Source organism: ANME-2 cluster archaeon (assembly GCA_019429385.1).
Taxonomy (GTDB): domain Archaea; phylum Halobacteriota; class Methanosarcinia; order Methanosarcinales; family Methanocomedenaceae; genus Methanocomedens_B.
Genome location: JAHYIS010000002.1, coordinates 62,222 through 82,015 on the forward strand (window position 1 = coordinate 62,222; position 19,794 = coordinate 82,015).

The 19,794-nt window shown below is 46.9% G+C and carries 22 protein-coding genes; 15 read left to right on the plus strand and 7 right to left on the minus strand.

Going from position 1 to position 19,794, the window contains the following annotated elements:
• Positions 1 to 28: 28 nt before the first annotated feature.
• The gene (locus tag K0A89_01265; GenBank protein MBW6517120.1) at positions 29 to 853 is read left to right on the plus strand and encodes a hypothetical protein; all 825 of its coding nucleotides are present in this window, start codon (positions 29 to 31) and stop codon (positions 851 to 853) included.
• A 1-nt stretch (position 854) separates the two neighbouring features.
• On the plus strand, positions 855 to 1,418 hold the full coding sequence (locus tag K0A89_01270; protein ID MBW6517121.1) for a TMEM165/GDT1 family protein: 564 nt from the start codon (positions 855 to 857) through the stop codon (positions 1,416 to 1,418).
• A 56-nt stretch (positions 1,419 to 1,474) separates the two neighbouring features.
• Here the strand turns inward: K0A89_01270 and K0A89_01275 are convergent, their stop codons facing one another.
• The gene (locus tag K0A89_01275) at positions 1,475 to 2,299 is read right to left on the minus strand and encodes a methyltransferase domain-containing protein (GenBank protein ID MBW6517122.1); all 825 of its coding nucleotides are present in this window, start codon (positions 2,297 to 2,299) and stop codon (positions 1,475 to 1,477) included.
• Positions 2,300 to 2,563: 264 nt separating this feature from the next.
• The gene (locus K0A89_01280; protein ID MBW6517123.1) at positions 2,564 to 2,923 is read right to left on the minus strand and encodes a hypothetical protein; all 360 of its coding nucleotides are present in this window, start codon (positions 2,921 to 2,923) and stop codon (positions 2,564 to 2,566) included.
• A gap of 326 nt (positions 2,924 to 3,249) precedes the next feature.
• On the opposite strand from K0A89_01280, the gene K0A89_01285 reads away from it, so the two are divergent.
• Complete coding sequence (locus tag K0A89_01285; protein ID MBW6517124.1) at positions 3,250 to 3,618, plus strand: rubrerythrin family protein; 369 nt, start codon at positions 3,250 to 3,252, stop codon at positions 3,616 to 3,618.
• Positions 3,619 to 3,869: 251 nt separating this feature from the next.
• On the opposite strand, the gene feoB is transcribed toward K0A89_01285, so the two are convergent.
• Both feoB and K0A89_01295 read right to left on the minus strand, forming a co-directional pair.
• Positions 3,870 to 5,852: a ferrous iron transport protein B gene (feoB, locus tag K0A89_01290; protein MBW6517125.1), complete on the minus strand. Its 1,983-nt coding sequence runs from the start codon at positions 5,850 to 5,852 to the stop codon at positions 3,870 to 3,872.
• 7 nt (positions 5,853 to 5,859) lie between these two features.
• A complete protein-coding gene (locus tag K0A89_01295; protein MBW6517126.1) occupies positions 5,860 to 6,534 on the minus strand; it encodes a metal-dependent transcriptional regulator in 675 nt (224 codons plus the stop codon).
• Positions 6,535 to 6,667: 133 nt separating this feature from the next.
• Between K0A89_01295 and K0A89_01300 the strand changes: the two genes are divergently transcribed.
• The gene (locus K0A89_01300; protein MBW6517127.1) at positions 6,668 to 8,542 is read left to right on the plus strand and encodes a KamA family radical SAM protein; all 1,875 of its coding nucleotides are present in this window, start codon (positions 6,668 to 6,670) and stop codon (positions 8,540 to 8,542) included.
• Between the two features lie 85 nt (positions 8,543 to 8,627).
• Here K0A89_01300 and K0A89_01305 read toward each other — a convergent pair whose 3' ends face one another.
• Both K0A89_01305 and K0A89_01310 read right to left on the minus strand, forming a co-directional pair.
• Positions 8,628 to 10,253, minus strand: coding sequence for a 2Fe-2S iron-sulfur cluster binding domain-containing protein (locus K0A89_01305; protein ID MBW6517128.1), 1,626 nt, complete (start codon positions 10,251 to 10,253; stop codon positions 8,628 to 8,630).
• Positions 10,254 to 11,936, minus strand: coding sequence for an FAD-binding protein (locus tag K0A89_01310; protein MBW6517129.1), 1,683 nt, complete (start codon positions 11,934 to 11,936; stop codon positions 10,254 to 10,256).
• A 100-nt stretch (positions 11,937 to 12,036) separates the two neighbouring features.
• Here K0A89_01310 and truD point away from each other — a divergent pair, with 100 nt between their 5' ends.
• The 11 genes from truD (at position 12,037) to K0A89_01365 (ending at position 18,849) form a co-directional block, all read left to right on the plus strand.
• On the plus strand, positions 12,037 to 13,356 hold the full coding sequence (gene truD, locus K0A89_01315; protein MBW6517130.1) for a tRNA pseudouridine(13) synthase TruD: 1,320 nt from the start codon (positions 12,037 to 12,039) through the stop codon (positions 13,354 to 13,356).
• A gap of 225 nt (positions 13,357 to 13,581) precedes the next feature.
• Entirely contained in the window at positions 13,582 to 14,283 is a 702-nt protein-coding gene (locus tag K0A89_01320; GenBank protein MBW6517131.1) for an RAD55 family ATPase, read from the plus strand.
• 2 nt (positions 14,284 to 14,285) lie between these two features.
• On the plus strand, positions 14,286 to 15,458 hold the full coding sequence (locus tag K0A89_01325) for a GTP-binding protein (protein MBW6517132.1): 1,173 nt from the start codon (positions 14,286 to 14,288) through the stop codon (positions 15,456 to 15,458).
• A 1-nt stretch (position 15,459) separates the two neighbouring features.
• Positions 15,460 to 15,825 carry a roadblock/LC7 domain-containing protein gene (locus K0A89_01330; GenBank protein ID MBW6517133.1) on the plus strand — a complete coding sequence of 122 codons (366 nt, stop codon included), beginning with the start codon at positions 15,460 to 15,462 and terminating at the stop codon, positions 15,823 to 15,825.
• Between the two features lie 31 nt (positions 15,826 to 15,856).
• The gene (locus tag K0A89_01335) at positions 15,857 to 16,132 is read left to right on the plus strand and encodes a YhbY family RNA-binding protein (protein ID MBW6517134.1); all 276 of its coding nucleotides are present in this window, start codon (positions 15,857 to 15,859) and stop codon (positions 16,130 to 16,132) included.
• 103 nt (positions 16,133 to 16,235) lie between these two features.
• The gene (locus tag K0A89_01340; protein MBW6517135.1) at positions 16,236 to 16,685 is read left to right on the plus strand and encodes a 30S ribosomal protein S19e; all 450 of its coding nucleotides are present in this window, start codon (positions 16,236 to 16,238) and stop codon (positions 16,683 to 16,685) included.
• 38 nt (positions 16,686 to 16,723) lie between these two features.
• Positions 16,724 to 17,077, plus strand: a complete 354-nt coding sequence (locus tag K0A89_01345; GenBank protein ID MBW6517136.1) for a DNA-binding protein — start codon at positions 16,724 to 16,726, stop codon at positions 17,075 to 17,077.
• On the plus strand, positions 17,074 to 17,679 hold the full coding sequence (locus K0A89_01350) for an alpha hydrolase (GenBank protein ID MBW6517137.1): 606 nt from the start codon (positions 17,074 to 17,076) through the stop codon (positions 17,677 to 17,679). The genes K0A89_01345 and K0A89_01350 overlap by 4 nt, the downstream gene beginning before the upstream one ends.
• A gap of 26 nt (positions 17,680 to 17,705) precedes the next feature.
• Entirely contained in the window at positions 17,706 to 17,861 is a 156-nt protein-coding gene (locus K0A89_01355; GenBank protein ID MBW6517138.1) for a 50S ribosomal protein L39e, read from the plus strand.
• Between the two features lie 12 nt (positions 17,862 to 17,873).
• Positions 17,874 to 18,143 (plus strand): 50S ribosomal protein L31e, encoded by a 270-nt coding sequence (locus K0A89_01360; GenBank protein MBW6517139.1) that lies wholly within the window; start codon positions 17,874 to 17,876, stop codon positions 18,141 to 18,143.
• 46 nt (positions 18,144 to 18,189) lie between these two features.
• Positions 18,190 to 18,849 carry a translation initiation factor IF-6 gene (locus K0A89_01365; protein ID MBW6517140.1) on the plus strand — a complete coding sequence of 220 codons (660 nt, stop codon included), beginning with the start codon at positions 18,190 to 18,192 and terminating at the stop codon, positions 18,847 to 18,849.
• Between the two features lie 82 nt (positions 18,850 to 18,931).
• Here the strand turns inward: K0A89_01365 and K0A89_01370 are convergent, their stop codons facing one another.
• Positions 18,932 to 19,744, minus strand: a complete 813-nt coding sequence (locus K0A89_01370; protein ID MBW6517141.1) for an HAD family hydrolase — start codon at positions 19,742 to 19,744, stop codon at positions 18,932 to 18,934.
• Positions 19,745 to 19,794: the final 50 nt, after the last annotated feature.

The window sequence follows — 19,794 nt, forward strand, 5'->3', positions numbered from 1 at the left end:
TTACATTACATGAATATGAGTGATCATTTTGGCTAAAAAGAAAACCATCCCTAAAAGCAGCAATGCTCCATCAGTCCAGCGGAGTGAACGTGCTGCACCGGCATACGAAAAAAATGCACCCACCACCAACACACCCTATATTGTGGTTATCGGTATTTTGCTGGTGATAATAGCTTACCTGTTATCAGGCGGTGGCTCAAATCAGGCTGCACCTGCACCTAACCAACCTGATACCAGTACATTCGACCAGGCTACATTATATGCCGGAGATATACCAGACCCATACCTGAAACCGGAATTTGCAGGTTTTTTCCCTGATAACATCAGCGGGATGAGACGCGTAAAGCTCCTGATGGACCCGTTAAATGACGAGTCCGGAGGGCGATTTGCATCAAAAGTGGAAGACAGTGCCCATGTGCTGTATCTCAGTGATTCGGTGCAGACCAATTTCGAAGTGGAATATTCAGTGTACAAAATGGAAAGTGCCCAGGCAGCCAGTGAAGTTCTTACCTACTATACTACAGAGTCGGGTTGGAATACTCTGCCAAAGCAGTTCGATGGTGTTACATTCTGGATATGGCAGGGCTTTTTGGAAGGTGCAAAGAGACCGTATGGAATGTACTTTTACTGGGACAGCATCAATGATGGAGCTTTTCTACCAATTGGCAGGCAGGGGACGAGTTTCATAGCACAGGCAAATGCTGACCTGCTTTGTTATCATGGAGAGACCGCGCAGGATGAATATTTCATTATGGTAGATGTCCATGCTCCTTTCGATAAAGTGAATGCAATTTCTGACCAGATGTATGCAGAAGCTGCAAAGCAGATACGCACACAGGGAAGTCAGGTGTAATATGGACCTGAACCCGGCCCTGGCCACATTCAGTCTTATCGCCCTGGCAGAGATGGGCGATAAGACCCAGTTGATCGCGATTGCGCTGTCGACCAGATATTCCAGGACCCACGTTTTTGCGGGACTGCTGACTGCATTTATTGTGCTGACCGCACTGGCAGTGGGTGTAGGTGAAGTGGTTGTTACCTTTATCAGTCCCCGTATTATCGGGATTGTGGCAGGGGTGTTGTTCATAGCGTTCGGGGTAATTGCTCTCCTGATGGACGACGATGACGACGCTGAACTAAACAACTCCAAAACCCATGGCGCATTCATGACCGCTTTTAGCCTGATAGCGCTTGCCGAGCTGGGTGACAAGACTGAAATTGCCGTTATTGCCCTTTCGGCCCAGTACCATGCGCCGGTGATGGTGTTCCTGGGCGCAGTGCTGGGACTGGGGTTGGTAAGTGCGCTGGGTGTGGCTATTGGTGGGAAACTTCAGACTATTGTGCCAATGGATAAGCTAAGGATTGGGTCAGGGATACTGTTTTTGGTGTTTGGGGTGCTGTTCCTCATAGGGATATAATCGTAGGTTAATCCGGAATTCAAGGCCCTTCGGTCAGATGGACTAACGCTGCAGCGTTACTGTGGTTTCCTGCCTGCATAGATACCGTACCCGTAATAGTCCATAAAATCCTTTGGAATACCCCTTGCATCTTTAACCATATCATTGATAGCTTTGCGATACGCGGGTTTTGTGAGATATACCCACAGCATCCTGTATGCTGCCATAAGTGCCGGGGTCAGGCCGTTCATTTTAATCTCGCTGATAGCCTGTTCCAGTTTTTTGATCTTTCTGGGCCTGGCAATTGTCTCCTTAAGGCCTGCGTCCTCCAGCAACCGTTCCCAGCCTGCAGCAGTCTCTGGTTTGACCCCGCCGATGGCACGTATCCCGTACTCTGCCATTTCCTGTGTAGGCTCCTGTATCCAGGTGACTTCGTTCAGTCCGATGTACCCACCACGTTTCACAACCCTTACATATTCGCTGAGAGCTTTTGCCTTATCTGCCGGAAAGGAGGTCACTGATTCACTTATGGCTGCATCGAATATAGTATCCTCAAAGGGTAGGTCCTGCACATCTGCCACCCTGAACTCAATCCTGTCTGCCAGACCTTGCTTGTGTGCTCTCTTGCTGGAGCGGTCCACCATTCCCTTTGAAATGTCTATCCCGATTATCCTGCAGCCATATATTTTCGCTATCTTGCAGGCAGATAAACCGCTGCCGCATCCTACGACCAGCAGGATTTTGTTTTCATCTATGTGGCACAGTTCGACCAGTTCTTTTGTAGCGTCCAGGCCGCCTGCATGTTTGGTGATGCCTATCTCAGCCTGCACATCAAAGTAAGGATTTTCCAGTTCAATTATGTCTTCTTTCTTCATTTCGCTTCCGCTACGCCACTGTTTCATACTACGGTTCTCGTAAAATAATGGTATACTTACAATAAATATATTTTGATTGTATGGAGGAGGAAATAGGTGAGTTCGATTGGGAATATTGGGACATTTCGAGGGAGTTTACCGTATATACTATAACATCAGCATCCAGTCAATTACCCGGGCAGCGCTATGCACAAATTATGAGCATCTCGAGGATGCTCAAAACTATTTAACCATCCGCTCATCAAGCATCTAGAAAAAATGAAGCCGTGAAAACAAAGGAAGCAGCTAAAATTATTTTTTAATTATCCTTATCCACCGATACATAAGCCATTCTACCAGTAAGATAGCAACAAATAGTTCTGTCACGGCAAATAATCGCATGGGAAATGTTGCTGAAAAAGTTTCATAATAAAATTCGGGGTGTCCCAAACCTAAATATTCAATGAAATTATGGATTGAGATCAATAATCCTACAATAAATATTATCACAACATTCTTCATTACAAAATTGTCTGAAAGAAATACACGTGCTCTCAATATTTCAATATTCACACTTTTCAATGATGAGAATAATTTTAGAAAAAGAAATATTCCGAATATTCCAAAAATTACTGTGATACCGGAAATAAACGTCGTTGTATTTTCATACATGTTGATCAACCAATGATATATGCATTTTATAAAGGTATTATTTATACATACCTATTTTTTTTGGATAAACAGTATACACCAGAATAATTGATTCTCAATTGATTTCCTATCAAGTTCATATGGATTATGTAATGTAATGTAATGTGATTTCACCATATTGAAATTCAGAAATCGATAAAACGCCCCCTACTGAGCACCTTCTCCCCGCTTTTCGAGCTTTTGCCCGTCCCTTTGAACTAGCCCAATTGCATAACCATTATGTCACTGCAGAAATATTATAAATCATTGTTACTGAACAGTTATTGAGTTTACAAAGGTAAGAATACATGAGTCTTGAAGATATTTTAAAAGCAACATTCAAAGGTGAGACCACAGAAGTAGGTTGGTATCTGGCAATGTTCAAGATCGCAGAAGAAATAGGACTGGCAGACGTGGCAACCTACCTGCGCCAGATAGCAATGGATGAGGCGTGGCATGCAGCAGAAGTGGCCAAGATACTGGGCATGGTCAAGGACACAAAGTCGAACCTTATAATGATGCTGGAAGGCGAAACCATGGCAGAAGTGGAAAAGACAGAAGCTGCCGAGATTGCCCGCAAGGAAGGGAACAACGAGGCAAGACTGTTCTTTGAACGCGCCTCACAGGACGAGGCCAGGCACAAAGCCGGTCTCAAGGGCATTGTGGATAGACTTTAACGTTTATCCTCGACTTTTTGCATAACCCTTCTTCAACTCTTTTTATCCATGGTTCAAAAAAACACAACATCAATAGTTCTAAAAATGATGATTTTGTGAGCGGGTTTGGGGAGTGGGGGTTAATTATAAAAATCGCACCCGCCCACAATCATCATTATGATAATAATCAGTATTACTATATAAATCTATTCCATATTGACTTTGAGGTAGTGTTTCGAACGATATGAATACAGAGTTATTTCTCATGCCTTCTACAGCAAAGCCATACCAAGGTGGTTTGCCAGCCCCCCTACTGCGATGGACAGTACGATCGTAAACCCTGAGATGAGCACCATATCGCGCCATCCCAGTTCTTTGCCTATCACTGCTATCGTGGCGGCACAGGGAACATATATTGTGGCCACCAGCGCAAAGACGTATATCTGCAGGGGTGTCATCACTTCAATGAACACCGCCGTACCGGCCAGCACAGCCAATATCTCCAGTGCCATCTCCTTGCGCAGGATACCGAATATAAATGCCGTGGCAGCGAATGCCGGCAGCCCCATCCATTCAACAAATACCGGTTTTGAGAATTCCTCGAACACAACCAGCAGGCCCAGGGTATCCACCACGCCCAGAATGCTGCTGCCAACTATCAGTATAGGGAATGCCACGTAAACAAACCCTTTCATCCTCAGCCATGTCTTTTTCACCATGACCCGGATACCAGGGGTACGCAGGGGCGGCATCTCCATGATAAAGCCCATCTGTTCACCTGGCAGCCCTTTGCCCAGCATCCACCCGGTCAGCAATATAATGACCAGTTCGATGAGGTAAATGGAAATGGCTGCCCAGAATCCTACAAAAGCACCCACAAGTCCCATGATAATCACGGTCCGTGCCGAACAGGGTGTCAGAGCTATCATGGCTACTGTGATAACGCGCTCCCTGTGGGTGTTCAGGGTACGGGCAGCCATAATGGCAGGTACATTGCACCCGTATCCGAGCAACAAGGGAATGATGGCACGGCCGTGCAATCCTAACCTGTGCATGAACCTGTCAAGCAGGAATGCTGCCCTGGGCAGGTAACCTGAATCTTCCATCAAAGCCAGGAAGATGTAGAATGTACCAATAAAGGGAATCACAATAGCAAGGCCCGCCTCCACGCCAAGCAGCCCGAATAGTATCGCTCTGACAGCAAGCGGGTGCAGCCCGCTCAATGCCAGTTCTGCCGGAGTTAAAAGGTACATCTCAAAAATGTCAACGATAAGTACCTCCAGATACCCGCCAACCCTGAATACGATATAGAACATGAACAGCATTAGAATCACAAATATCGGCAAACCCCAGCGGTTTGACGTCAGCACCCCGTCTAACCGGTCCATGAAATTCTTCGGTATCATGTGCTTTTCCTGGATGGTATGTTCAATAGTACCAGCTTCACCGTAGCGGTTCTTGACAATGGTATCTTTAATAGACAGGCCGCGATTCTCTTCTATAAAAGCCGGTACCGTGGCAGCTTCCATAACCTGGTCGGGAGCTTCGCAAATACCTTCAATAAAATCGCGGTCTCCTTCAAGGGCCCTGATACAGATACCACGGCTGATGTCAGGCATTTTACCCTGCATATTTTCGATAGCCATTTCCACGTGGTCATCATATTTCACACCACGCCGCTCACGCCGTCTATACCTGCCGAAATGCAGGTCTATCGGCAAAGGCCGCACCACTTCGATCGCTCTGTGAAGTGTTGTATCGATACCCTTGCCGCGAATCGCAATAGTGGGAATAACGGGCACTCCCAGTTCTTCTTCCAGCGCTTCCACATCGATCCTGATCCCCATCTTTTCGGCTGCATCTACCTGGTTCAGTGCCACTACCATGGGAATGTCTATCTCAAGCAATTGTAGTGTCAGGTTGAGATTCCTGGCAAGCCTGGTAGCATCGATAACGTTAATAATCACTGCAGGTCGTTCATGGCTGAGATACCGCATGGCTGCCCGTTCATCTTCAGTGGACGTGGATAATGAGTAGATTCCTGGCAGGTCCACCACGTTAATGGCCTCCCCTTCATGTTTCAGGGTGCCCTTTGTTATCTCCACAGTCGTGCCCGGATAGTTGGATACTTCCACACCCACACCGGTAAGCCTGGTGAAGAACGCGCTCTTGCCTACATTGGGATTACCCACAAGTGCAATGGTTAAAGGGGCATTGGATGAGGAAGTATTCTTTACATCACAGCATGACTTCAATGGTTATTCACACCCGCTGGCTTTGCACCATTATCTTTCTGGCTATATCGTTCCCCACTGCTACTTCGGTACCCATGGTCGTGATAGACAGGGTACCTTTTCCCAGTTTCCGCTTTACACGGACCTCCTGGTCAGGTATCAATCCGATTGCCGACAACCTGTCCTTTATTTCACGGGTCAGGGATATGACCTTGATCGTGCCTTGCTCGCCTTCCTTTAATTCCGATAGCGGGGTATAATCACGATATGATGCACCTGGCGGCCCGACAGGACAGCATTCACCCTGACCGATGGGATTTCCGTCGGGACAGATATCAGGATGTCCCATAAAGGCACACATCTTCTCAAGCGTGGACTCGGATATAGAATGTTCCATTTCACAGGCTTCCTTATGGGCAATATCCGGCTCTGCACCCAGTACATCCACAAGGAAGGTTTCGAGCAATTGATGGCGGCGCTTGATCCTCAGCGCTTCAGTACACCCTTTATCGGTCAGGGTCACACCATAATATGGGGTATATTCAATATAACCAGACTCTGAAAGTTTCTGGACCATTTCAGTAACGCTGGGCGCTGAAAGCTTGAGTTCCTCGGCTATCTGGCTGGTGCGGACCGGACCGCTGTTCTTTTTTGTAATATATAGTATGGTTTCAAGATATTCTTCAATGCGTTCGTTTGACATTCTATTTTCACTTCTCGGGCATTTATTTAGGTTTACCTAACTATATAGTTTTGGAATAGCAAATCTTAAGGGTAATGATTACCCTCGATTCATGGGTAATCGCTCAGCAATAGCCAGCATTTTTTGACACGAAATGATGCATGCACGTTACCGTGTCGATGTTGGAATAATAGCTGGAAATGTGCAGGTAATAGATATGAAGGAACTGATAACGGCGACCAAAGATGAACTCATGAACGTATTATGGGAGTCTAATCCACAGATCTACCATATACTCAGGGGAAGTGAGGACCTGCTTGTTACGCGTAATAAATTATCCCGTTATTTGAGTAATGTTGATGCAGCTCTGTTCAATGTGTATTCGAACCGGTATTTTAAAAATATGAACATCCTGGAAAAAAAGAATGCCAGGGAATGCATTGGGGTTTTAAAGACCATTATAAGGACTGAAAATGAAAAACAGGTACGTTTCTCTGCCCTGAAAATGTTGTCCCGGATGGCAAAAGAGGGAAGGGTGAACCGGAATATCAGTAAAGGCTTCATCTGTGAATGTATCTTCCTGTTCAGGGGTATCAGTGGCAGATCAGGACTTTATACCGCCAATGAAGTGCCTTCGTTCGTACAATTGAAAGGGAAAGAAGCAGCACTTGAGCGTATGAAGTTCCTGGATAACTATGCGGGACGGATGGAGCCGTTCTTTGAGAAATACCGCACCGGCCTGGAAACTGACCTGGTATATCGCAGGTCCATGCTAAAGGAACACATCCTGCGGCATTTCCAGGCAGATGAAGGAGACTGGAGCGATTACCGCTGGCACCTGAAACACATCATTTCAGATATCGCGACATTGCAGAGTATCATAAAACTTGACAAATCTGAAATGAAAGGTTTGAAGCTTGCAGATAAGTATCACATCCCGTTCCAGGTCACGCCATATTACCTGTCCCTGTTCGACTCTGAGAATCTCAAACAGTTCGACCGGTCAATAAGGGCACAGGTACTTCCCAGTGCGAATTACTGTAAAAACTTCTATGAAAGCAAACAAAAAGGCATCAGCATGGATTTCATGGAAGAGGCATCCACCAGTCCCATTGAAGGTATCACGCGGAGATATCCTAAAATACTTATCCTCAAACCTTATAAATCATGTCCCCAGATATGTGTTTACTGCCAGCGCAACTGGGAACTTGAGACCATTGAGGACAGCGAGATAACCAGGGATGTGATCACAAAGTCCATTGATTGGGTCGCCGACAACCCGCATATCAGCGAGGTACTGGTTACCGGAGGGGACCCGTTAACACTGGACGATTCGTATCTTGACTGGCTGCTGGGTAAAATATTTGATATCGAGCATATTGAGCGTATCAGGATAGGGACCAGGACTCTGGTCACGCTGCCTTTCCGGTTCACTGACGGGCTTTTGGAAGTGTTCAGTAACTATCAGCGTCTGGGTGAACAGGAATTATGCCTGGTAACCCATTTCCAGCATCCCACCGAGATCACTCCTGATGTACTGGATGTGGTTTCACATATCAAGAAACGTGGCATCAGTATCTATAACCAGCAGGTCTTCACCTATTATAACAGCAAGAAGTTCGAAACCTGCCTGCTACGCAAGACCATGAAGAAATCCGGTATCGACCCTTACTATACGTTCAACACCAAGGGGAAGGACGAGACCATAGATTACCGGGTCCCCATCTCAAGGATAGAGCAGGAACGCAAAGAGGAGGCCAGGCTTCTGCCAGGGCTGGAGCGGACCGACGAACCCGTGTTCAATGTACCCAGGCTGGGCAAGTCACACCTGCGGGCGTGGCAGGACCACGAGGTTATAATGATATTGCCAAATGGCAGGCGTGTTTATCGTTTTTATCCCTGGGAATCCAACCTTGGACTGGTAGAACCCTATAACTATGTGGATGTATCCATCTATGATTACCTGGAACGGCTGTACTACGATGATGAGGATATTGATGAATATAGTTCCATATGGTATTATTTTTGATCTAATTTCCCTCAATGTTTCCAAAGAGAACATGTTCTAAAAGTTTCATTTGTCCCGCCTGCCTATCCTGCGATCAATGGCTCTCTTAGACCATTTCATCTTCACCGAATGCCCGGGAAAATATCCGGTAAAAATCAAATATCCCAAAATCCATGCCATCACCAGCATCTTCTTTCAGGCTCAATCCTCTTTCAAACGAGAGGATACAGAAGGGACAGTTGGTCAACAGGCCATCCACCCCTTCATCCCGTGCAATTTCCATCCTGCGAATGGCCAGTTTATCCGATATATCAGGATATGCAGCACGCACACCTCCCCCTCCCCCGCAGCACAGTCCTGAGGAGGGTACCTGTACCAGTTCCATGCCCGGGATCTTCCTGATAAGGTCTACATAGATGGATTCATCCAGGCCGCTTGCCCTGATATGGCAGGGATAGTGATACATGGTTTTCATTGCAATCGTTTTCATATCCTTAAGGTTCAGTATCCCGTCCCTGTCCATCATGGTCATGTACTCCCCGACATCATATATCCTGAAATCAAAATTAAGCCCGTATTCCAGAGCCAGTGTGGGGTAATCGTGCCTGAATGTGGAATTACAGCCTGAACAGCTTGTGAGGATGTGGGTGACCCCGTTATTGGCGTAGGTATTGAATATCTCGAAGTTCTGGGTCACAAAAGGCTTCATGGTCTCCCTCATCCCTACCCTCATGAAAGGACTGCCGCAGCAAACCTGTTTTTTCGGGATGTGTACTGCCACTCTGTTGTGCCGGAAAATATTGATGATGGCAGCAGCCGTGTCCTGCTGCCTGCGATTAATGATGCAGCCAAAGAACAGTACCACTTCTGCTACAGGTTCACCCTCGAATTCCCTGATAGAGAGTTCTTTTATCCCGTGGAAATCACGTTCGTGGTCTTTATACATGTCCACAGCAGGGGTTGTGGTCACCGGAACACTGGCGCCTGTATCCAGTACCGACATGATGAGGCGTTTGTGGGCAGGCAGGGGGCCAAAATCCCCTGATACCGCACTGCACCTTAACTGTTCTATCACATCTCTTCGCAGGGATATGTCCTTAGGACAGGCGATCTCACATTCCTGGTCAACCGGACACTTATAGAGCCCGCTATCGACCAGTTGTTTTATCCGTTCACTGCCCAGGATGTCCCTGGGGTCGAACGCGAACCGGTAGGTCTTTGCAATAGCCGAGGGGCCTGCAAAGGAGCGGTCTACATCTATTACATTACAATCTGAATAACACGCACCGCAGAAAATACAGTCACTGACCGTGTTCAATTTTTCTGCATCCTTGGACGAGATGGCTGGTATTTCCTCAGTGGTATGGCCGGTGACCAGCCATGGCTGGACCTTTTCTATGGTCTGGTAAAACGGGTCCATATCAACAGTCAGGTCTTTTATCGTCCTCAGGTGGACAAGAGGTTCAACCAGCACCCCCCCATCAATAACCACGTCAAGCGCCTGGGTCTTGCATGCCAGCATGGCCCTGTGATTGACCCGAACAGCACATGAGCCACAGATACCGCTTCTGCAGGAACGCCTGAAGGTCAGGCTTTTGTCCTGTTCGTTCCTGATCTCGATAAGGCAGTCCAGTAGGGTCATACCGCTGGCCACATCAAGTTCAAAATCCTGGTGATACGGTCTCGCGTCCAGGTCAGGGTTGAACCGGGATATCCTGAATGTGACCCGCATCTAATACACCCTCCTCTGCGGGCTGTACCTGGTCATGGTAACCGGTTTATAGTCCAGCACAGGTCCCTGCTCACCTCTGTATGCCAGTGTATGTTTCATCCAGTGCTCATCATCCCGCATTGGGAAATCGGTCCGTGAATGCGCTCCCCTGCTTTCTTCCCTTGCGATGGCCCCGGCCACGATGACCTCGGAAAAATCCAATATATTTTTCAGTTCCAGGGCCTCGACAAGTTCAGTATTGAAGGTCATGCCCCTGTCCCTGAACCCAATACTGTTGAACCGTTCCTTGAGTGCTATTATTAATTGTCGCATGTGTGTCAGTCCGTCAATATTCCTGAATATTCCGCACTTCTGGGTCATGTTTGACTGGAGTTGCGCCCTGATGTCGGCTGCATTCTCTTCGCCTTTCCCGTCCATCATGAGGTTGATATCGTGTTCAACAAGGGGTAGCGCATCAGCAGGTATCGGTTGCAGGGCAGTCCTTTTTACATACTCTGCTGCCTTTATTCCTGCACGCCTGCCAAAAACTATGGTCTCAAGCATTGAATTTCCGCCCAGGCGATTTGCTCCGTGCACACTCACGCAGGCACACTCCCCTGCTGCGAACAGGCCGCTGGTGCCCGGTACCCTGCCGTCGGCATCGGTAGGTATGCCACCCATGGAATAGTGGGCCGTAGGTTGAATGGGAATAGGGTCTATAATACAGTCTATCCCCGAGAAACTAAGGGCAATATCATGTATCTGGGAGAGCCGGGACATAATGAGCTCTTTTTTCAGATGCCTCAGGTCAAGGTGGATAGAGCCGTCTATTCCCCGTCCCTCATCTATCTCGGTCTGGACAGCCCTGGAAACGACATCCCTGGAGGCAAGTTCCATGTTATGTGGCGCATACCGTTCCATGAACCGCTCTCCATCTTTGTTGATCAAATACCCCCCTTCCCCCCGTGCCCCTTCTGTTATCAATATCCCGTGCCTGTACAGTCCGGTAGGATGGAATTGAACGAATTCCATGTCCTGCAGGGGTACACCCGCACGATATGCTAGTGCCAGTCCGTCCCCGGTATTGGCATGGGCATTTGAGGTGATCCCATACGCCCGTCCATAACCGCCTGTTGCGAACAATATGGCCTTTGCCCTGAAAAGCTGGAGGTCTCCCCTGACCATATCATAAGCCACAAGCCCCCTGCATGTATTTTCCCGGATAATAAGCGAGACCACATGCCATTCAGGATATACTTTCACTTTTTGCTTCATCATCTGCTCGTACAGGGTCTGCAGCAGTATATGGCCTGTCTTGTCGGAAGCATAACATGTCCTGGCATAACTGTGACCACCGAATTCCCTCTGAGCTATCCGGCCTTCGTCTGTCCTGCTGAATAACGCGCCCATGCGGTCCAGTGTCCTGATATCCCCGGGTGCTTCCCTGCAGAGTATTTCAATGGCATCCTGGTCACCAAGATAATCACTGCCTTTGATAGTGTCCTGAATATGCGATTCTAGGGAATCCCCCATCTGGAGTGAATTGTCCAGCACAGATGCTATTCCACCCTGCGCAGCTCCCGAATGGGAACGTAACGGGTGCACCTTGGAAATAACGGCAACATCCACATTTTTTCCTGCTTCGAGGGCGGCCCGCATCCCGGCAAGTCCGCCTCCTATGATAAGAAGGTCGTGTGTTATCATGCATATAACAATCTAATGGGAGTTATAAATATATTCGTACAGTAAAAAGGGTCCCTATCAGTAAAAAGATACATCAGCCATCAATACCATCACCATCTCTATGACCACTTCACTTATATCCCCGGGAATTGAGCAGGACACTGGCGTACTTGTGTATGCAACTTCCACGCCCGGCCTGGGTGGTATCATCAGGCAGGTACCCGAGGATTTCGTGGTGGAAGAGCTGACGAACAGGGAAGAGCAGGAAACAGGAAAATATCTCATCTGCACTCTTACCAAAAAGAACTGGGATACCCACCATCTGGTAAGGGACATATCAAGGATACTTCGTATCAGCCAGCAACGTATCGGTCTGGCTGGCACCAAGGACAAGCAGGCTCTGACCACCCAGAAGATCAGTATATATGATATGGACATCCCTGACCTTGAGCGTGTTCAATTAAGGGATGTAACGATCATTCCCGTGGGGCGGTCCAATAAACAGGTGAGCCTGGGTGACCTGTGGGGAAATAGGTTCAGGATAACTATCCGAAAGATACCACAGCCGGTGGATGAAGTAAACACTTTGATGGGGCTCACATCCTCGCAGATACGTGAGCAGGATGGAGTACCCAACTTTTTCGGCATCCAGAGATTTGGTATCCAGCGTCCGATCACCCATCTTGTGGGTAAAAAGCTGGTCGAAGGTGACATAGAAGGCGCGGCCCTTGATTACATAGCCCGCCCGTGCCCGGGAGAGTCAGAGGATGCCCGGCAGGTCCGGCAGTATGTACTGGATACCCTTGATTTCAAGAGCGGGCTTGAAAAGTATCCTCTGCGCCTTCGATACGAGCGTGCCATGATGAGCCACCTGGTAGAAAAGCCAGGGGACTATGCAGGTGCTTTTATGTCTCTTTCCCCTAACCTGAGGAAAATGTTCGTGCATGCTTACCAGTCTTTCCTGTTCAATCTTATGATCAGCCGCAGGCTGGAGGGGGGGTTACCCATCAACAAGGCACTGGTTGGGGATATAGTCTGTTTCAAGAATGCTGCAGGGCTTCCTGACCCTGCAAGAACACAGATGGTGGCTGAGGATACACTTGATGGTATCAATAACCTGGTGCGAAGGGGCCGGGCATTTGTGACAGTGCCGGTCTACGGATATGACACGCCCATGGGGGAAGGATTGCCCGGGAAGATTGAAATGTCAGTTATCGAAGATAAAAAGGTGGATTTCAAAGGGTTCATGATGCCGGGTTTGCCGGAACTGGCCAGCAGGGGACTGCGCCGCGAGATTATTATTCCGGTTGATCCCACATCCAGGGTGGTGGAGGATACGCTGAATCCCGGATGTACAGCAGTGGGATTGGAATTTGACCTGCAAAAAGGGGCTTATGCCACAACAGTATTGCGGGAATTCATGAAGGTCAGCCCGGAATAACGTTGAACAGCCGTACCTCAAAAAAACATTTCAGTTAACACTCTAAAAATAAAGGATGCCTATATAGTAAAAATATATATGGGGGAAAGTCTTTAACTTTATATAGGCTGGTAAGCATGGACGCAAGTTCATTTATAATCAGAAACTGGTAAATACAGAAACTGATAAATACGTTTAAAAAAAATTAAATAAAATATATTATCGTCATCATTGGAGACTACATAGATGGAACGTTATTCCCTGGGCATTGATAAACTGGATGAGAACATAAACGGGATAAGAGGTGGTTCGAATATCATGATAATCGGACCGCCCATGAGCGGTAAGGAAACCATTGTCAACAATATTGTCTACAAGGGATTAAAAACAGGTGACGCTGCGGTAATTGTAACCACACGGGAACCCGGCGAGAATGTTGTTGATTGGTTCAATTATAATAATCTGGATATTCCCCTGGACCATCTTGGCATTGTAGATTGTGTGACCAAGACGTTGGGCGTCCCCACATCTGATACGGAAACTATCAGGAGGGCATCCAGTCCTGTTGATCTGACCGGTATCGGGGTTAAGATCAGTCAATTCCTCGAAGAATTCTGGATGAAAAAGAACATACGAAAGACCTGGCTATGTATCAACTCATTATCAACTATTTTGATGTATTCCAATATCCAGACCGTTTTCCGGTTCCTGCATGTTTTCACGGGAAGGGTAAAAGCTTCAGGGGCTATTGGTATTTATGTAGTGGAAGATGGGATGCATGATAACCAGGCTGTTGCCACTTTAAAACAACTTTTTGATGGTGTTATTGAAATAAGGCAGGAAAATGATATTCATTACATCAGGACAACGGGCATGAGCCAGAAACCATCTCCCTGGTACGAGTACTCAATTGAAGGAGCGAAACTTGTTTTAAAGGATGGTGAGTGATTTTGGCTGAAACGGGTATACCAAAACTGGATGAATACCTGAACGGAGGAATCCCTAAAGGGAAATCGATGATATATTTCAACCATCCTGGTGTTGAAGGTGATGTGTTTGGCATGCAGACCCTTTACCACAATCTCGCAAAGGGTGGTACCTGTGTGTACGTGACATCCAGTGCAAACCCGGAAACCTTGAAGGACCAGTTCAATGATTTAGGGTGGAATATCCGGCAATACGGTGAACGGCTTTTAATAATTGATGGATATTCATCCTTGATTGGTGGACTTTCGAACGAGAATTATGTGGTTTCTGACCCGGAAAGTATTGACAGCATGACTGAGATGATAGACCGCGCCATGAGGGATGTGCCGAAAGGTTCGATCATCATGGTCGGTTCTTTATCGACGATAATGGACCTGTGTGGTGAGGAGGATACCCTTAATGCCGTAAAGATGTGGAACAAGATGGCAATGGTGAAGGAACACGTATTCATTTACAATTTCACGGCATGGCCTTATGATGAAAATACCCTGAAACGCATTAAAAATGAGATTTTCAACTGTGTCATAAGCATTGGAGGTATTGCGGAACGTGTCATTTTCGGGCAGTACTTTGGTGTGCTTAAAGCGGACTGGTCAAAAATTGAAATGAACTCAATGTTGTTCAGGATATTGCGACCGGGGGGTATAAGGATATATATACCAAAGATACTGGTAACAGGACCATTTAATGCAGGAAAGTCATCTTTTATCCATTCCCTGTCTACCAGAGCAGTATCGGTGGACCGGCTTGGTACAACAATCGCTCTTGACCACGGTCATATCGACTATAAAGGCTTTAGCGCTGATATTTTCGGGACTCCGGGTCAGGAACGTTTCGATCCTATTATTAAAATGATAAGTGGTGAAGCCATGGGGATTTTCCTGGTAGTGGATTCAACATTACCCAAAGATTTTGTAAGAGCAAAACAAATGCTGGATATTACCAAAGGGTATGGTCTTCCGTATATTATTGTTGCCAATAAGCAAGACTTGCCGGGTGCCCTGTCTGTGAATGAGATCCGCAATCACTTTAATATACCAGAAGATGTACCTATTGTTCCAACAGTAGCGACCAGTAAGAAAGGTATATATGAAGCATTTGATATACTGGTGCAAAAAATTACCGGAGGTAACTAAGATGGAATCGACTATTGATATGCTCGAGAAAGTGCTCACTGACCTGAAGAAAGTGGGTGGAGTCGAAGCCAGTGCTGCTGCCAGTCGTGATGGGCTGTTGATGAAAGCAATTATGCCTTCGGGACAACATGCGGAAACTTTTGCTGCAATGTCAGCCACTATGCTGGGTGCAGCAGAGACTGCCACCACAGAGTTGGGAAAAGGCATTCCTGAGCGGGTCATTGTGGAATCGGACCATGGCAAACTGATCGCGACAGGTGCGGGACCCAAAGCCCTGTTGGTACTGTTGACAACGCCTGATGCAGGACTTGGACTGATATTACTTGAACTGGACAAGGCTGCACGGAAAGTAAAGGAACTTTTGTAGTATTGAATATACTCCTTTTTGAGTGAATTAAATGAATCTAACGACGTATGACCTGAAACGTGATGCTGTGCATTTGAGCCCTCTATTGAATGTGGGCAAGAACGGCATTACTGATTCTCTTGTGGAAGAACTGCTAAATCAACTTAAGCAGAATAAACTTGTGAAAATAAAAATACTTAAATCAGCAGCTGTTGGTAGCACTGACCGCATGGCGTTGGCAGAGGAGCTATCAAGGCGAACCGGTACCCAGCTTGTGGAAGTACGGGGAAGTAATGCTGTATTGTACCAGAAAAGAGGGCGAAAATAGTATATATTAGCCGATAGTTTAATCAACCTTACCTTCATATACGAAGCCCCTTAGAATAATCTAAATACCAATAATCATTGAGTTATCAAATCGGAGAATTATAATGACAACTTTGTACGATGTACCTGCTGATGCATTGATTAAGAATGTGGCACAGAAATTGAAAGATGAGAGCATGGTGGAATCACCTGCATGGTCTGCAAAGGTCAAGACCGGTGTTCACAAGGAACTATCACCCGTTGACCCTGACTGGTTCTATGTAAGGTGCGCGTCTGTCGTGCGCAGGATATATATTGACGGTCCTGTAGGTATTTCCAGGCTCAGAAGCTTCTATGGCGGCAAAAAGCGCAGAGGAGTAGCAACTGCCACCCATGCAAAAGGTAGCGGGTCTGTCATAAGTGAAGCAGTCCAGCAGCTTGAGAAAGCTGGTCTTGTAAAAACCCTGAAACAGGGTAGAGTAATATCTCCTGCAGGCAGGTCCTTGCTTGACAACATAGCACATGAAACGAAAGCAGGATTACTTGACCAATACCCTGGTCTTGAGAAGTATTAAATTGAATACTTGTATCATTTTTTACCTGAGGATAGGTTATGGGCGCAGACGAACTTGAGGATATAAGGCGTCGAAAAATGGAGCTGTTGCGGCAGCAACAGCAGCAGGGGCAAATGTCGGATGCCCAGTCCATGGCCCAGCAGGAACAGGCCCGGGCCGAGATGGAATCCAGGAAACAGGCTATAATGCGTTCCATCCTTACTTCTGAAGCAAGAGAACGCCTGAATACGCTGCGAATGACCAAACCTGAAATGGTTGAAAGTGTCGAATCACAGCTTATTGGATTAGCCCAGTCAGGAAGGTTACAGGGTAAACTGGACGACGCTAAACTGAGAAATATCTTGATGCAGATACAGCCGAAAAAACGCGATATGAGCATTACGCGCAAATGAAAGTAAGCGTACTTTTCAGCAGTGGAAAGGATAGCTCACTGGCAGCGATTCTGCTTGAACCTTTTTTTCAGGTGGAACTTGTTACCATTAACTTTGGAATTTCACCAACGTATGAATTTGCAGCACAATCTGCTCGTAAACTTGGGATACCGCATGGCGTACTGGCATTGCCCTCCACGCTTGTCGAGGAGGCAGCATCCATGTTGATTGAGGATGGTTCACCCGGACGGGCCATCAATCATCTTCACCAGCAGGCTTTAGAGGCTGTTTGTTCACGGTCCGATGTGCATATAGTGGCCGATGGAACGCGCAGGGATGACCGGGTGCCGTTGCTTGCCCTGCCCCAGGTACAAAGTCTTGAAGACAGGCATAACATCATGTACGTGCGTCCTCTTATCGGGTACGGGCGGTCTGCTATTGATGCACTGGTCAGGCAACATCTTGAGGTTGTGCAGGCGCAAAGTGATACGGTGGATAAGGCCGACTATGAGGCCGAACTCAGGGCGTTCATACGAAAACAATATAATGAAGGTGAGAGTATGGTGGAGCGTTCATTCCCCGAACATATACAATCACACGTAATTAATCGAATATACCCTTAATAGTATCAAGAGATAGGTGTAGTAGAATGAGTCAGAAGACAAAAGGTAAGAAGATACGATTGGCCAAGGCGCACAATCAGAACCAGAGGGTCCCTTCATGGGCCATAATAAAGACCAATCGGGCCGTTTCGACCCATCCGAAGAGACGGCATTGGAGACGTAGCAGTATGAATTTAGGGTAATGGAGCTAAATTATGGTACAAATTGGTGAAGAACAGGTATATACGATACCGCTCAGGGATGCTAAGCTTGCACCGCGTTGGGCGCGCAGCAAAAGGGCAGTTAAAGTAGTGTTCAGATTTCTCGAGCAACATACTAAAACAGACCGTGAACTTATCAGGGTCGATCCTAAGATAAGTGAAAAGATATGGGAGCGAGGATCAGAAAAACCGCCCCGTAAGATACGTGTCAAAACGATGAAGTTTGAAGATGGCATCTTGGAAGCCGAACTTGCAGCTGAATGATTATTCAGGTTTACTTCGGCTCATCTACCTTTTTTAGAGATGGATAATGGAACACAGGACTAACCTGCAGGGAGTGTCAGTACTTGGAGTATTTGCCAGGAGTACTGAGGAATTTGTGCTGGTTCCCGGTGAAGCTGGTGATGAGTTCATACAGACCACCGAGAATGCTCTTAGTGTTACCGCTATCCCCACATCTGTCGACGGTAGTAGTGTTATAGGTTCCTTATCCTGCGGTAACAGCACGGGATTCCTTGTTTCAGAGCGGATCAATGACTCAGAGCTGACCCGGATAAGAAAATACGTACCTGCTCAAAGACTTAAGGGTATTTACACGGCAGCAGGTAATAATATATTGTTGAATGATTCAGCTGCGCTGGTAAATCCCAATCTGTCCGATAAGATGGTAGAGAAGATCGGTACATTCCTGGGTGTAGATGTTTACAGGGGCACTGTAGGGGGACTTAAGACAGTAGGGATGGCGGGTTGCGTTACGAATAAAGGTATTTTGGTCCACCCGAGGTCCAGCAAGTTTGAACTGGACCGCCTGAGTGAAATATTCGAACTGCCTGTGGACATAGGCACGGTCAACCTGGGCTCACCGCTTGTGGGTTCTGGTCTGCTTGCTAATTCAAAGGGATTTGTGGTGGGCACGGAGACTACCGGGCATGAGATGGGCCGGATAGTGGATGCCCTGGGATACGTTTGAATTATTGGGATCAGGTAGATCACGACAATTACGGGAATTATTGCAATGAGAGGAATTATTGCCATACCGGAAATTAGTCGAATTACTTTTCCTTTATTTCCTCAATTATTTTTAAGATCTGTTTGATGTCCGTGATGATAATATCAGCTTCACAGGATAATCTTTCATGGCATACCCCTATCTGCTGGATGGACACCACGCCTTTATCTGCTTCACGCAGCGCCAGGATATCATTAATACCATCTCCTACCATGACTACCTTATTGTAGTGTTTTTTCAGGTGCCTGATAACCCACTCTTTTTTCAGGGGTGTAGCAACATCATACACTCTCTCTATGGGTATGTCCATCACCCGTGCAAGTACCTCCAGATTGCGCATGCTGTCCCCTGAAGCTATGAACGTATCTACACCCCACTTTTTTAATGTTTTCAGGGCAACAGGGGTGTTGGTGAAAGGCCTCCCGCCCGTACAGACGGTATATACAATGGTGTTGGACTGAATTTCCACGATGATCCCTACGCCCAGGTAGAATATATCAGGACATTTGTTCCTTATTATTGTTATCACTTCATGCAGGTCCTGCATAGTGGTCCTGGTGTCAAGTTCAAATGTTTTTCGTACCTGGTCCAGGGTGATCGGACTGCTTGAGCAGCTCAGGTCGATCTCGATGTTATTTTCCTGAATAAAGTCGTATATCCTGGTATAGTGATTGCAGTTCATGATCCTGTCAGGGTTGGTATGGAGTATGACCAGTCCACAGTGGGAGTGACGTCCAACCAGGTCAGTTGTAATGATATCGTCAAGGTATTCACCAGTGATGGTGTTCTTTGCCACTCTGTACATGTGTAAGAGTGTACCGGCACTGTCGAACACAACTGCTATTCCTGATTGCATGGTTATTATTATAGCAGCACACCGTTATTAATTCTTTTATTGCGAATGGT